Consider the following 14,103-nt stretch of genomic DNA (forward strand, 5'->3'; position numbering starts at 1 on the left):
GCACGCAGACCGAGGCGACTCCTTCGCGAGCAAGCCCGCTCCCACATTAGACCGCGATCAAATGTGGGAGCGGGCTTTTTCGCGAAGGGGCCCGAAAATTCCCCAAAGACCTCATGCCTGTCGGAGTTCTTCATGTCACTGCCAACCGCCCTCACCATCGAAGCCGGCCTGCAAGCCGAACAGGATCTGTTGGCCTCGGTCTGCGCTGGCAATGGGGAATTCGGCCTGCTGTTCTGGCAACCCAGTGACCAGGCACTCGTGATGCCCCGTCGCCTGAACCGCTTGCCAGGCTTCGAAGCCGCCTGCGAAGTGTCGGCTGCGGCGGGTTGGCCTGTGTTGTTACGCGATACCGGCGGCGAACCGGTGCCGCAATCCGCCACCACGATCAACATCGCGCTGGTTTATGCGCCGCCCCGTAGCGAAGGCGACCTGAGCCGCATCGAGTCCGGTTACCGTCGTCTGTGCGACCCGATTTGCCAGTTGCTGGATGAACTGGGTGGCACTTCGTCGCTGGGTGAAATCGAAGGTGCTTTCTGTGACGGTCGCTTCAACGTCAATCTCGATGGGCGCAAGATGGTCGGTACCGCCCAGCGCTGGCGTCAGAGTCAGGGGGGGCAGCGTCCGGTGGGACTGGTACATGGGGCGATGCTGCTGGATAACAAGCGAGAGGCGATGGTCGCTGCGGTCAATCGTTTCAACGAGGCCTGCGGTCTGGAACAACGAGTACGCGCCGAAAGCCATATTGCCCTGCATGAGAAGTTCGCCGCGCCCGATGCGCTGGCACGTCTCGACGAACTCTACCGGTTGATGCTGGCGCAGATGTTCAGCGGCTAGGTTTGCGAGCTTATCGCGTACCGAAGACCACCATGGTCTTGCCTTTGACGTCCACGAGGTTTCGCTCTTCCAGATCCTTGAGCACCCGACCGACCATTTCCCGGGAACAACCGACAATCCGCCCGATTTCCTGACGGGTTACCTTGATTTGCATGCCGTCGGGGTGAGTCATGGCGTCTGGCTGTTTGCACAGCTCCAGCAGGCAGCGGGCGACGCGACCGGTCACGTCGAAGAATGCCAGGTCACCGACCTTGCGCGTGGTGTTGCGCAGGCGCTGTGCGATTTGTCCGCTGAGGACGTAAAGAATGTCCGGATCCTGCAGGGATAACTCGCGGAATTTTGCGTAGCTGATTTCCGCAACTTCGCATTCAACCTTGGCCCGCACCCAGGCGCTGCGCTCTTGCTCCAGACCGGCTTGCTCAAACAGGCCCAGCTCACCGAAAAAGTCCCCGGCGTTCAGGTAGGAAATGATCATTTCCCGGCCATCGTCATCTTCGATCAGGATGGTGACTGAGCCTTTGATGATGAAGAACAGCGTTTCCGAGCGGTCGCCGGCGCAAATAATGTTGCTCTTGGCCTGATAGCGGCGGCGCTGGCAATGCATCAACAGCTTGTCGAGGTTCTTGATCTTGGGGGTGGGGGCAATAGCAACCATGGTTGTATCCCGAAAAGACTGCACGGTATGTTTGGTTTTTATAAATAGTGAACGCTGGAGTGAGGCTGGCCATGCGCCATTGAATTGGCGTCAGCTTACCAGACACTTCCTGAAAAATTCGAGCATTTACCTACAAGGCTGTGGGATATGTCCTAGGACGCCGGGCGCTGTCAATCACGGGGCCTGTGCTAAGCTGGCGACCCTTTTTTATACAGTGGAGTCTTGGCGATGAAGGCACGCATCCAATGGGCTGGCGAAGCCATGTTCCTCGGCGAATCCGGTAGTGGTCATGTCGTGGTCATGGACGGGCCGCCCGATGCCGGTGGACGTAACCTGGGTGTCCGGCCGATGGAAATGCTGCTGCTGGGTGTTGGTGGTTGCAGCAATTTCGATGTGGTCAGCATCCTCAAGAAGTCCCGCCAGGCGGTCGAGAGCTGTGAAGCTTTCCTTGAGGCCGAGCGTGCGAGCGAAGATCCAAAGGTTTTCACCAAGATCCACATGCATTTCGTGGTCAAGGGTCGCGGGCTGAAAGAAGCCCAGGTCAAGCGCGCCATCGAATTGTCTGCCGAAAAATATTGCTCGGCCTCGATCATGCTCGGCGCGGCAGGCGTGGCAATTACCCACGACTACGAGATCATCGAACTCGGTTGAATCGACATTCAACTATCATAAAAGCAGTGCAGACTCTGGCGAACCCAAGCTGACGTCTGCATAATGCGCCACTTTTTTCAGGGTAGTGGCCCGTCAACCGACAGGCCGCGCACCCGAACAGACAACCAAAATCGCCATCGCGAAGAGGTGTTAACCGTCCTACGCAGGTGCGTTGTTCGCATCTGACGGGCATGCTTGATCACGCGGCCGGGCCGCAAGCACATAGAGAGTTTTTAACGGTGAAAAGCAAACTCAAGCTCCACGGGTTCAATAACCTGACAAAGACCTTGAGCTTCAACATCTATGACATCTGCTACGCGGAAACCCCGCAAGACCAGCAGGCTTACGTTGAGTACATCAATAAAGAGTACAACGCGAAACGCCTGACGCAGATCCTCACGGAAGTTGTCGATATCATTGGTGCCAATATCCTGAACATCGCCAGTCAGGATTATGAGCCGCAGGGCGCCAGCGTAACGATCCTGATCTCGGAAGAGCCGGTCACCCCGACCGACAGTCAGATCGAAGAGTCCCCGGGCCCGCTGCCCGAAATCATTCTGGCCCACCTCGACAAGAGCCACATCACGGTGCACACCTACCCGGAGATCCATCCGGTCAGCGGTATTGCAACTTTCCGTGTGGACATCGACGTGTCGACTTGCGGGGTCATTTCACCGCTTAAAGCGCTCAACTTCCTGATTCACCAGTTCGATTCGGACATCGTGACCGTGGATTACCGTGTGCGCGGCTTCACTCGTGACGTTGAAGGCAAAAAGCACTTCATCGACCACGAGATCAATTCGATCCAGAACTACCTCTCCGAAGACACTCGCGACGCGTACCAGATGACCGACGTGAACGTGTACCAGGAAAACCTGTTCCACACCAAAATGCTGCTGAAGAACTTCGAACTGGATAACTACCTGTTCGGCGACGCCACCAGCAGCCTGTCCTCTGAGCAACGTGCCCAGGTGACCGAGCGGGTGAAACACGAAATGCTCGAAATCTTCTACGCGCGCAATATGGCGTAAGATTTTCGAACACAAAAAAGGCGACTACCTCACGGCAGTCGCCTTTTTTATTGCCAATTACATTCCTGGTAGGAGCTGGCTTGCCAGCGAAGAGGCCCTATCAGGCGACCTGGAAATCAGATCCGATAAGTACTCTTGGTCATCACCTTGGCCATCAAACTCATCCCGAATTTCACCGGTGCCGGAAAGCGGAACCCGCCAGCCTTCAGCGCACTTTCGGCATGCTGTTCTTCATCGATGCGCATCTGCTCAAGAATTGCCCGGGATTTCTCGTCCTCGGCGGGCAATTGCTCCAGGTGTTCGTTCAAGTGTTTGCACACCTGGTCTTCCGTTGCCGCGACGAACCCCAGGCTGACCTTGTCGCTGATCAGGCCGGCCACTGCGCCAATCCCGAACGACATGCCATAAAACAGCGGATTGAGAATGCTGGTGTGGCTGCCCAACTGATGGATGCGTTGTTCGCACCAGACCAGGTGGTCGATTTCTTCTTCGGCGGCATGTTCCATCGCGGCACGTACCTGCGGCAGTTTGGCGGTCAGCGCCTGCCCCTGGTACAGCGCCTGGGCGCAGACTTCGCCGGTATGGTTGATGCGCATCAGGCCGGCAACGTGGCGCGTGTCTTCATCGCTCATTTTCGCATCCGGCTGCACGATGGCGGGCGACGGACGGTACGGCTGGCCACTGAAGGGCAGCAGGGTGCGCATCGCGGCATCGGCTTGCAGCAGAAGGCGGTCAATCGGCGAGTAGTGACGTTGGGTAGTCATGCTGACCTCCGGGGGAATTTCGGTGGCCAGTTTAACCCAATCGGCCAGGGAAGGTTTGCGCTGGGTCATTGTGAAGCAGAGGTTGTGACAGTGCTGTGAAGCCATTCTTTTTGTGGGAGCGGGCTTGCTCGCGAAGACGGAGTATCAGTCAACAAAGATGTTGAAGGTGAGACCCTCTTCGCGAGCAAGCCCGCTCCCACAAAGGGGAGGGGGTAATCAGCCCGGCGGCCAGTGCATCTGGCGCTGACCCAGTACGTGCATATGAATGTGGTAGACGGTTTGCCCACCTTCTTCATTGCAGTTCATGACGACGCGGAAGCCTTTTTCACAGCCCAGCTCCAGTGCCAGGCGCTGGGCGGTGAACAGAATGTGCCCGGCCAATGCCTTGTCGTCCTCGGTCAGGTCGTTCAAGGTGCGAACCGGCTTCTTCGGGATCACCAGAAAATGTACCGGTGCCTGTGGGGCAATGTCGTGGAAGGCCAGTACCTGGTCGTCCTCGTAAATGATCTTTGCCGGGATTTCCCGGTTGATGATCTTGGTGAACAGAGTATCCACAGCTTTTTTCTCCGTTGTTTGAGCTGGGCTGAGTGTACTCATGGCGTATGCCAGCGCCCAGCCTTTTACCTTGAGTTGGATCAGCGCGGGCAGTAGGCCTTGTTGACCATGCCGGCGATTGTGCGAGTCAGCCAGCGCGAGCCGAGCCTTGGCAGGAAGGCGAACCAGCGGTTGCGCCGTCCGGGAATAATGATCGCTTGATTCTTTTCCAGTGCGCGCACGGTGTAGAGCGCCACTTCCTCGGGGCTCATCAGCAGTTTGCTGTTGGTCAGTTTTTCGCTGTTGAGTTGCGCGGTGCGGAAAAACGCAGTGCGGGTCGGTCCAGGGCAGAGCACGGAAACCTTGACCGCGCACTTTTTCAGCTCGACGCGCAATCCTTCGGAAAAGTGCAGCACATACGCCTTGCTGGCGTAATAGGTGCTCATCCACGGCCCCGGTTGAAACGCCGCCATCGAGGCCACATTCAGAATCTGCCCGCCGCCTTGCAGGGCCATGCTGTTGCCGATGGCGTGGCACAGGCGGGTGAGGGCGAGGATGTTGACTTCGATCAGATCTTGCTCGGTCATCCAGTCCTGGGCCAGAAACGGGCCGCATGTACCGATACCGGCGCAGTTGACCAGCAGATCGATCTGCCTGTCGCCTTCTTCCAGCTCCAGCAGGAATCCGGACAGACGCAGCGGTTCGCCCAGGTCGCAGGCACGGAACAACACTTCCACGCCGAACCTTTGGGTCAGTTCAATCGCAATACTTTCCAGCTGATCACGCTGTCGGGCCACCAGAATCAGGCTGCGGCCGCGCCGGGCCAGCGCTTCGGCCATTGCCAGGCCGATGCCGCTGGAGGCACCAGTGATCAGAGCGTAACGGGTCATGCAGTTCTCCATCGCAACAGCTCCGCGCCGCGACGCAGGTGTCACGGGCCAGGAGCGCTGTTCATTCTTTCGCAGAGTCTACAGGGGGCTGGGCCTTTTCGGCTGCATCGTCGGTGGAATTTGGCGCCGGTTCGGCCTCGACGTCGATTTCATCGGTGATGACCGAGCTGCTTTCGTAACTGCTCTGTGCGGCGTTTTCGTATTCTTCCTGTATCGCCGAGAGGCCACCTGCCATCGCGCCAAACAGAATCAGCGCAATAACGACCAGCCAGAGCGAGGACAATACCTTGACTGCGGTGCTGTTCGGTGGAGGCGGCGGACCGTAGCGGTTGGCCAGTTCGTTGCCCGGCACGGCCATTACCACAAACGGAAAGAAACTGCCAACAAACGGCACCAGGTTCAACAGCCACAGCCAGCCGGACCAGCCAGCATCGTGCAAACGTTGAACGGTGATCTGGATGCTGACGAAGGCAAATCCGACAAACAGGATCAAGGCCAGCAAGCCGCCCAATATCAGGCCGGCGGTAGAGTCCGCGCTGATGAGGGCCAGGGCAACCAAGGCAAACACCCCGCAAACTGCCGAGAGCACAAGCGTCAGTACCAGGGTCCAGGCAAGGTAACGCAAGCGGCCGATACGGCCATCGAAACTGAATGGCTTGAGTGTGGCGAATTCCGCCACGGCTTCGCCGACGGGGGCGCGAGGCGGGGCGTAAGGGGACTGCGGATCTGCCGGTGTGGCCTGGCTGCTGGCCGGAATGTGGTCATGCACGTCGGCGGGGTTCAACTCGATCGGTGTTTCGGCTTCGATGCGGGCATCGATACCGGTTTTACTCAGCGCCTGGAGGTAGGTCTGGGCATCGGCTTGCGACAGGTTGCGTTTGAGCGCTACCGGACGCCCGGAGAACAAGCGCTCGATGGCCGAGACATCACTTTTGAACAACTCGGCGAGATTGAGTTTTGCCGTGGTGATGTCGACACCGGGCAGCAAGGCGCCTTCGAATACGATCTTGAAATGATTTTCGCCCATGTGCGAAGCATCCTTGTCGCGAGAGGTTGAAAGAAGAAGGTTGTGCCCGGGCGAGTGTAAGGTCAGTCGGGCGAGACTGGCCAAGGTTTGCTGTCAGCGTGGCCAGCGTTTGGTCAACCGGGCGGCATCTTCCAGGGCCTCGCGGTACTCCGCGTCGAGACGGGCAATCAACTGCTCGACACTCGGCAAGTCCTCGATTTCTCCTACACCCTGACCTGCAGACCAAACGGTTTTCCAGGCTTTGGCCTCATCGCTCACAGGTTTGAGTTTGGAACCGAAGTTGATCTCGCCCTTGCCTTGCAAGGCGGCCATGTCGAAACCGGCGGCTTCCAGGCTCTGGCGCATGAAGCTCGCGGGAACACCTGACACCGCTGGAGTATGGATGATGTCTGCCGCTTTGGATGTCAGCAGCATTTCTTTATAGGCATCGGGCGCGTGACTTTCGGTTGTGCCGATAAATCGTGTGCCAAAGTAGGCCAGGTCCGCGCCGAGCAATTGAGCGGCAAGAATTTCGTGGCCATGGTTCAGGCAGCCGGCCAGCAACAGAGTCTTGTCGAAGAACTGGCGAATTTCGGCAATCAGCGAGAACGGGCTCCAGGTCCCGGCATGTCCACCGGCCCCGGCAGCCACGGCAATCAAACCATCGACGCCTGCTTCGGCCGCTTTTTCGGCATGACGACGAGTTGTCACATCATGGAACACCAGGCCGCCATAGCTGTGCACCGCGTCGACCATTTCTTTCACAGCGCCAAGGCTGGTGATCACGATCGGCACTTTGTGTTCGACGCAGATATCCAGATCCGCCTGCAACCGCGGATTGCTGTTGTGCACGATCAGGTTCACGGCATAAGGCGCGGGGTTTTCCAGTGTCGCCAGTCCGGCTTCGATTTCTTCCAGCCAGGCCTTGAAACCGCTGCTTTCACGCTGATTCAGCGCCGGAAAGCTGCCGACCACGCCCTGACGACAACAGGCGAGTACCAATTGCGGATTGGAAATCAGGAACATCGGTGCTGCCACCACGGGCAGACGCAAGCGTTGTTCGAGCAGAGCGGGCAGCGACATTGGAAGTACCCCGGTGAGTTGTGCCTGTTGGATTTAGAACGGCCGAACGACGACCAGAATTACGATTGCCAGCAATATCAGAACCGGCACTTCATTGAACCAGCGAAAAAAGACATGGCTGCGGGTGTTTTCGCCACGGGCAAAACGTTTTACCTGCGCGCCGCACATATGGTGGTAGCCGATCAGAATCACCACCAGCGTCAGCTTGGCGTGCATCCAGCCACCCTGGGTGAAATACGCACTCGGATTGAGGCTGATCAACCAGCCGCCAAAGATCAGCGTGGCGATCATCGCCGGCCCCATGATGCCCCGATACAGCTTGCGCTCCATGACGCTGAAGCGTTCCTTGCTGATCGTGTCTTCACTTTGTGCGTGATAAACGAACAGTCTTGGCAGGTAGAACAGGCCGGCAAACCAGCACACGACGCTGACGATATGAAACGCTTTGAGCCACAGATAGAGCATTTTTAGTTATTCCCCAATTCACGGTAGCCGGAATAGTAGAGGCTTGACGCTCCGCACGTCACCTTGCCGGTTGTCGCAGGGGCGCGCGGGCCCTATTATCGACGGCTTTCCAGTGGGTTCGTTGAGGGCAGGTTTATGGTCAAGGTCGGTATCGTCGGCGGCACGGGTTACACCGGTGTCGAACTGCTGCGTCTGTTGGCACAGCATCCGCAAGCTGAAGTGGTAGTCATCACTTCCCGATCCGAGGCCGGCCTGGCCGTAGCCGACATGTACCCGAACCTGCGAGGCCATTACGACGGCCTGGCATTCAGTGTTCCGGACATCAAGACCCTGGGCGCTTGCGATGTGGTGTTCTTCGCCACGCCGCACGGTGTTGCCCATGCGTTGGCGGGCGAATTGCTGGCGGCCGGGACCAAAGTCATCGACCTGTCGGCCGACTTCCGTCTGCAAGATGCAAATGAGTGGGCCAAATGGTACGGCCAGCCGCACGGCGCGCCGGAACTACTGGACGAGGCGGTCTACGGCTTGCCGGAAGTCAATCGCGAGCAGATCAAGAAAGCACGCCTGATTGCCGTGCCTGGCTGCTACCCAACTGCGACGCAATTGGGTTTCCTGCCATTGCTCGAAGCGGGCCTGGCTGATACTGCGCATCTGATTGCTGACTGCAAATCCGGCGTCAGCGGTGCTGGCCGTGGTGCTTCCGTAGGCTCGCTGTACTCCGAGACGTCGGAAAGCATGAAGGCCTATGCGGTCAAAGGGCACCGTCATTTGCCGGAAATCCGCCAGGGCCTGCGTCGTGCAGCGGGCAAGGACGTCGGCCTAACCTTCGTTCCGCACCTGACGCCAATGATTCGCGGCATTCACTCGACGCTCTACGCAACCGTTGTTGATCGCTCGGTGGACCTGCAGGCGCTGTTCGAAAAGCGTTATGCCAACGAACCGTTCGTTGACGTCATGCCGGCCGGCAGCCATCCGGAGACGCGTAGCGTACGGGGTGCCAACGTCTGCCGTATTGCCGTGCATCGCCCTCAGGATGGTGATCTGGTGGTTGTGCTGTCGGTGATCGACAACCTGGTCAAGGGCGCTTCGGGTCAGGCTGTGCAGAACATGAATATTCTGTTCGGGCTGGATGAGCGTCTGGGCCTGTCCCACGCCGGCATGCTGCCGTAAGCGTAATCGCGTACAGCAAAAGGCCCGTCTGACGGGCCTTTTTGCATTTCGGGCCAGCGATTGGATTGGTTGATATACCATAACAATAGTTGACCGCTTTTCTAGGAGAAGCGGATAATGCGCGTCATCACGCAATATGACGGCGTAACGCCGGGAGATAGTCAGCATGAGCGTCGAATCCTTCACCCCCACGGCTTTGCAATTCACCCACGGTGCCGCGCACAAGGTGAAGAGCCTGGTCGATGAAGAGGGGAATGATCGCTTGAAGCTGCGCGTATTTGTTACGGGCGGCGGTTGTTCAGGTTTTCAGTACGGCTTCACCTTCGATGAAGAAGTGGCCGATGACGACACCATCGTCGAGCGCGAAGGTGTGAGTCTGGTGGTCGATCCGATGAGCTACCAGTATCTGGCAGGTGCCGAGGTGGACTACCAGGAAGGCCTGGAAGGTTCGCGTTTCGTCATCAAGAACCCGAATGCGACCACCACCTGTGGTTGCGGTTCTTCGTTCTCGATCTGATCAGCGCATCTGTTTCACAGAACGCCGCACAGCCTCAGGGCCGTGCGGCGTTTTGCTGTCTGGAGGCTTTACGTGGGGTAGATGGCGCCGAGTACGCGCAGGCCGCGGGCACCTGTAACGCTCGGACGGTTGGCTGCGATGCCTTCGAGGCAGCAATGAGCCAGCCACGCGAAGGCCATGGCTTCGACCCAGTCGGGGTCTACACCGTAAGTAGCGGTGCTGCTGACACTCGCGTTTGGCAACAGGCTGGCCAGGCGATTCATCAACGCAGTGTTGTGGGCGCCGCCACCGCAGACCAGTAGTTCCTGCGTGTCCGCCTGGGCGCTTTGCAGTGATTCGATGATGGTCTGCGCGGTCAGCTCAAGCAGCGTTGCCTGAACATCTTCGGTGGCGAAGGCTGGCAGTTGTGCGAGGTGTTGTGTCAGCCAAGGCAGGTTGAATACTTCCCGGCCGGTACTCTTTGGGCCCCTGGTTACAAAGAACGGATCACTGAGCAGCTCATTCAATAGAACCGGTTGAACCTTGCCACTGGCAGCCCATTGGCCGTCACGGTCATAGTTGTCGCCACGTTGCTGATGTATCCAGGCGTCCAGCAGGACATTGCCTGGGCCGCAGTCAAAGCCGGCGACAGGCTTGCCGGGCTCAATCAGGCTCAGATTGCTGAAACCACCGACATTCAGCACGGCGCGATGGCCGGCCCGTTCTTCAAACAGTGCTTCGTGGAAGGCGGGAACCAGTGGTGCGCCTTGTCCGCCGGCAGCGACGTCGCGGCTGCGGAAGTCGCTGACCACGGTGATGCCGGTCAACTCTGTCAGCAAGGCCGGATTGCCAATCTGCACGGTAAAGCCGCGTGCCGGTTCGTGGCGGATGGTCTGGCCATGGCTGCCAATCGCACGAATGTCGTCAGGCTTCAGTGGCTGCTGAGCGAGGAGGGCATGAATCCCTTGGGCGGCCAGCTTCACCCAGTTTTGCTGGGCGATGGCGGAGCGGGCAATTTCGTCCGGGCCGCTGGCGCACAAGCTGAGCAGCTCGGCGCGCAGGGAATCGGGCATGGGGATGTAGTGGGAGGCGATCAGCCTGATCGCCGGGGCTTGCTCGATCAGCGCGATGTCCAGGCCATCAAGGCTGGTTCCGGACATCACACCTATATAGAGCGCCATGCTTAACGCTTGCTCGAGGCTAGCAGAGTGGCTTTTTCCTGTTCCATGCGCGCCATCAGTGGCTGGCTTTGGGCGAGGAAGCGTGCGCGTTCGGCCTTGGCAATCGGATCGGCCATCGGCAGTTTCTGGCCCAGTGGGTCGACGTGCACGCCATTGACCTGGAACTCATAGTGCAGGTGCGGGCCGGTGGAGAGGCCGGTGGTGCCGATGTAACCAATCACCTGGCCCTGTTTCACCGTGCCGCCAGTCTTCACGCCTTTGGCGAAGCCTTGCATGTGGCCGTAGAGCGTGGTGTAGGTATTGCCGTGCTGCAGAACCACGGTATTGCCGTAACCGCCACGGCGACCTGCCAGCAATACCTTGCCGTCACCGGCAGCCTTGATCGGCGTGCCGCGTGGCGCAGCGTAGTCGACGCCTTTGTGGGCGCGGATCTTGTTGAGGATCGGGTGCTTGCGGCCCATGGAAAATTTCGAGCTGATGCGGGCGAAGTCCACCGGTGTGCGGATGAACGCCTTGCGCATGCTGTTGCCGTCAGCGGTGTAGTAGCTGCTGTTGCCTTGTTTGTTGGTGTAACGCACGGCGGTGTAGGTCTTGCCGCGGTTGGTGAAGCGCGCTGACAGGATCGGGCCGTTGCCGACAGCCTTGCCGTTGACCACCTTTTGCTCGTAGATCACGTCGAACTCGTCACCCTGGCGAATATCCTGGGCGAAGTCGACGTCGTAGCCAAACACACTGGCCATGTCCATGGTCAGGCTGTGAGACAGGCCAGCACGCGCCGCGGATTGCGACAGCGAGCTGTTGATCACGCCGTGAACGTAAGCGGAGCGCACGGTCGGTTTCGCAGTAATGCGGTTGAACGTGTAGCCCTTGTCGTTCTTGGTCAGGCTGATGCTTTCGAGGTCGTTGAGCTTGCTGTGCAAGTTGGTCAACTGGCCATCCGGGCTCAGTTCGAATTCGAGTTTTTGCCCATGCTTGAGCTGGCTGAACTGCTTGGCCTGCTTGTCGCTGGCCAGTATTTCATGCACTGAAGTGGCGGGGAGGCCGACTTTCTCGAACAGCGTGGAAAGGGTGTCGCCCTTGGCAACGATCACTTCCCTGTGGCTTGCCGGCTTCTTTTCTTCGACGACCGGCGCCGGCTCGGCTTGAACGGCTTGCTGGGTGTCCTCGGCGCTGTTGTCGATCTGCGCGAAGGGGGAAGTTGCTGGTTCATTTGTGGCTTGAACGACGTCAGCAGCGTCTTGATCTTGTGTCAGTTGTTCAGCAGGACTTTCCAGTTCAAGACTAAGGGTCGTCTTTTTGGCTTCAACATCGCTGGAAGGAAATACCAGGAGCGCCAGACTGAGAAGGGCGGCGATGCCACTTGCGGCAAGCAAGTGGGTTTTCGGGTAAAGCGGCGGCGCTTTAGACGATTCTGTGGTCATAAGTGGCTTTGACTTTGAAAAAGGATGAATTGGAAAAGATGAATGACATGATGAAGATGAAATAACTGTATAAAATATAACCAAATCATCTCTGAAGCAAGTCCATAGGTGCTCTGCCTGCGGATTGGCGTCCGTGCGCCGGGCAAACCTTGTATTTGACGTGCGATCTTGTATGGTTGGTTCCCTTTGAATCTGAGCCTTGCAGGTTGGTTATGAAGTCGGTTGAAGAGCAGCTAGCGCTGATCAAACGTGGTGCGGAAGAACTGTTGGTCGAGTCCGAGCTGATTGAAAAGCTCAAGCGTGGCCAGCCGCTACGTATTAAGGCAGGCTTCGATCCAACGGCTCCGGATCTGCACTTGGGTCACACCGTGCTTATTAATAAGCTGCGCCAGTTCCAGGAGCTGGGGCATCAGGTGATCTTCCTGATTGGTGACTTCACCGGGATGATCGGTGATCCGAGCGGCAAGAGTGCTACGCGTCCACCGCTCACTCGCGAGCAAGTCCTCGAGAACGCCGAGACCTACAAGACTCAGGTCTTCAAGATTCTGGATCCGGCAAAAACCGAAGTGGCCTTCAACTCCACCTGGATGGATCAGATGGGGCCGGCTGACTTCATTCGCCTGACCTCGCAGTACACCGTGGCTCGCATGCTCGAGCGCGATGACTTCGACAAGCGCTACACGACCAATCAGCCGATCGCCATTCACGAGTTCCTGTATCCGCTGGTTCAGGGTTACGACTCTGTAGCCCTGCGCGCAGACGTCGAGCTCGGCGGCACCGATCAGAAGTTCAACTTGCTGATGGGGCGTGAACTGCAGCGTGGTTATGGCCAGGAAGCCCAGTGCATTTTGACCATGCCGCTGCTTGAGGGTCTGGATGGCGTGAAGAAGATGTCCAAGTCCCTGGGCAACTATGTCGGTATCCAGGAAGCGCCGGGCGTGATGTACAGCAAGCTGGTTTCCATTCCGGATGCGCTGATGTGGCGTTACTTCGAGTTGCTCAGCTTCCGCTCCATGGATGAGATCAATGCGTTCCGTGCTGATGTCGAAGCAGGTGCCAACCCGCGTGATATCAAGATCAAGCTGGCCGAAGAGATCGTTGCGCGCTTCCATGGTGAGGAGGCTGCTGCCAATGCTCATCGTGCCGCCGGTAACCGCATGAAGGATGGTGAGCTGCCGGATGATCTGCCGGAAATCGAATTGACTGCTGCCGAGGATATGCCGATCGCTGCTGTCCTTAATAAGGCGGGGTTGGTCAAGAACTCGGCGGTGGCTCGTGATCTCCTCGGTTCCGGTGGTGTGCGTATAGATGGTGAGGTTGTCGATCGCACCTTTATATATGCGCTTGGCGCGACCCATGTTTGCCAGGCCGGGAAGAAGGCATTTGCGCGTATTACGCTTAAATCCGAATAAGGTTGAAATAAGGGGTTGACGGCGAATTCTAGAAGCCTATAATTCGCCCCACTTCCGGCGCAGTCGAAACGGAAAACTCCTTGGTAAACAACGAGTTACGCAGTTTTCGGCAGCAGGTTGCTTCAGTTCATCGAAGCCAAAAGGAAGTTGAAAAAGAGGTGTTGACAGCAGCGTGTAACGCTGTAGAATTCGCCTCCCGCTGATGAGAGATCTGAAGCGCAAGTGGTTGAAGTTGTTAAGGAAATCCTTGAAAGCTTCTGAAAAATACCACTTGACAGCAAATGAGGCTGCTGTAGAATGCGCGCCTCGGTTGAGACGAAAGATCTTAACCAACCGCTCTTTAACAACTGAATCAAGCAATTCGTGTGGGTGCTTGTGGAGTCAGACTGCTAGTCAACAGATTATCAGCATCACAAGTTACTCCGCGAGAAATCAAAGATGTAACCAACGATTGCTGAGCCAAGTTTAGGGTTTTCTCAAAACCCAAAGATGTTTGAACTGAAGAGTTTG

General features: G+C 57.7%; 15 protein-coding genes. 6 read left to right on the forward strand and 9 right to left on the reverse strand.

Translation table 11 applies throughout. The annotated features are described in order from the left end of the window. Window positions 1–132: 132 nt before the first annotated feature. Entirely contained in the window at window positions 133–834 is a 702-nt protein-coding gene (locus KGA88_RS07460; RefSeq protein WP_223589926.1) for a biotin/lipoate A/B protein ligase family protein, read from the forward strand. A gap of 10 nt (window positions 835–844) precedes the next feature. Here KGA88_RS07460 and crp read toward each other — a convergent pair whose 3' ends face one another. Then, window positions 845–1,489 carry a cAMP-activated global transcriptional regulator CRP gene (gene crp, locus KGA88_RS07465; protein ID WP_223589929.1) on the reverse strand — a complete coding sequence of 215 codons (645 nt, stop codon included), beginning with the start codon at window positions 1,487–1,489 and terminating at the stop codon, window positions 845–847. A gap of 228 nt (window positions 1,490–1,717) precedes the next feature. On the opposite strand from crp, the gene KGA88_RS07470 reads away from it, so the two are divergent. Both KGA88_RS07470 and speD read left to right on the forward strand, forming a co-directional pair. After that, on the forward strand, window positions 1,718–2,140 hold the full coding sequence (locus tag KGA88_RS07470) for an OsmC family protein (RefSeq protein ID WP_092277352.1): 423 nt from the start codon (window positions 1,718–1,720) through the stop codon (window positions 2,138–2,140). Window positions 2,141–2,379: 239 nt separating this feature from the next. Next, on the forward strand, window positions 2,380–3,171 hold the full coding sequence (speD, locus tag KGA88_RS07475; protein ID WP_103396606.1) for an adenosylmethionine decarboxylase: 792 nt from the start codon (window positions 2,380–2,382) through the stop codon (window positions 3,169–3,171). 116 nt (window positions 3,172–3,287) lie between these two features. On the opposite strand, the gene coq7 is transcribed toward speD, so the two are convergent. From coq7 to hemJ, 6 genes are all read right to left on the reverse strand, one after another. Further along, entirely contained in the window at window positions 3,288–3,935 is a 648-nt protein-coding gene (coq7, locus tag KGA88_RS07480) for a 2-polyprenyl-3-methyl-6-methoxy-1,4-benzoquinone monooxygenase (RefSeq protein ID WP_110659913.1), read from the reverse strand. A gap of 216 nt (window positions 3,936–4,151) precedes the next feature. Continuing rightward, a complete protein-coding gene (locus tag KGA88_RS07485; RefSeq protein ID WP_008027110.1) occupies window positions 4,152–4,490 on the reverse strand; it encodes a histidine triad nucleotide-binding protein in 339 nt (112 codons plus the stop codon). Window positions 4,491–4,570: 80 nt separating this feature from the next. Further along, window positions 4,571–5,359, reverse strand: coding sequence for an SDR family NAD(P)-dependent oxidoreductase (locus KGA88_RS07490; protein WP_110659906.1), 789 nt, complete (start codon window positions 5,357–5,359; stop codon window positions 4,571–4,573). Between the two features lie 61 nt (window positions 5,360–5,420). After that, complete coding sequence (locus KGA88_RS07495) at window positions 5,421–6,386, reverse strand: DUF805 domain-containing protein (RefSeq protein WP_223589931.1); 966 nt, start codon at window positions 6,384–6,386, stop codon at window positions 5,421–5,423. Between the two features lie 93 nt (window positions 6,387–6,479). Beyond that, window positions 6,480–7,448, reverse strand: coding sequence for an NAD(P)H-dependent flavin oxidoreductase (locus KGA88_RS07500; protein ID WP_223589933.1), 969 nt, complete (start codon window positions 7,446–7,448; stop codon window positions 6,480–6,482). Window positions 7,449–7,481: 33 nt separating this feature from the next. Next, window positions 7,482–7,913: a protoporphyrinogen oxidase HemJ gene (hemJ, locus tag KGA88_RS07505; RefSeq protein ID WP_223589935.1), complete on the reverse strand. Its 432-nt coding sequence runs from the start codon at window positions 7,911–7,913 to the stop codon at window positions 7,482–7,484. 135 nt (window positions 7,914–8,048) lie between these two features. Between hemJ and argC the strand changes: the two genes are divergently transcribed. Together argC and erpA are read left to right on the forward strand one after the other, a co-directional pair. After that, window positions 8,049–9,083, forward strand: a complete 1,035-nt coding sequence (gene argC / locus KGA88_RS07510) for an N-acetyl-gamma-glutamyl-phosphate reductase (protein ID WP_110659910.1) — start codon at window positions 8,049–8,051, stop codon at window positions 9,081–9,083. Window positions 9,084–9,249: 166 nt separating this feature from the next. Beyond that, a complete protein-coding gene (gene erpA, locus KGA88_RS07515; RefSeq protein ID WP_027617200.1) occupies window positions 9,250–9,600 on the forward strand; it encodes an iron-sulfur cluster insertion protein ErpA in 351 nt (116 codons plus the stop codon). A 68-nt stretch (window positions 9,601–9,668) separates the two neighbouring features. On the opposite strand, the gene KGA88_RS07520 is transcribed toward erpA, so the two are convergent. Both KGA88_RS07520 and KGA88_RS07525 read right to left on the reverse strand, forming a co-directional pair. Further along, window positions 9,669–10,760 (reverse strand): anhydro-N-acetylmuramic acid kinase, encoded by a 1,092-nt coding sequence (locus KGA88_RS07520; RefSeq protein ID WP_223589938.1) that lies wholly within the window; start codon window positions 10,758–10,760, stop codon window positions 9,669–9,671. A 2-nt stretch (window positions 10,761–10,762) separates the two neighbouring features. After that, the gene (locus KGA88_RS07525) at window positions 10,763–12,181 is read right to left on the reverse strand and encodes a peptidoglycan DD-metalloendopeptidase family protein (protein WP_223589940.1); all 1,419 of its coding nucleotides are present in this window, start codon (window positions 12,179–12,181) and stop codon (window positions 10,763–10,765) included. Between the two features lie 212 nt (window positions 12,182–12,393). On the opposite strand from KGA88_RS07525, the gene tyrS reads away from it, so the two are divergent. Then, a complete protein-coding gene (gene tyrS / locus KGA88_RS07530) occupies window positions 12,394–13,593 on the forward strand; it encodes a tyrosine--tRNA ligase (RefSeq protein ID WP_110662979.1) in 1,200 nt (399 codons plus the stop codon). Window positions 13,594–14,103: the final 510 nt, after the last annotated feature.

The organism is Pseudomonas sp. A-R-19 (assembly GCF_019956575.1).
GTDB lineage: Bacteria > Pseudomonadota > Gammaproteobacteria > Pseudomonadales > Pseudomonadaceae > Aquipseudomonas.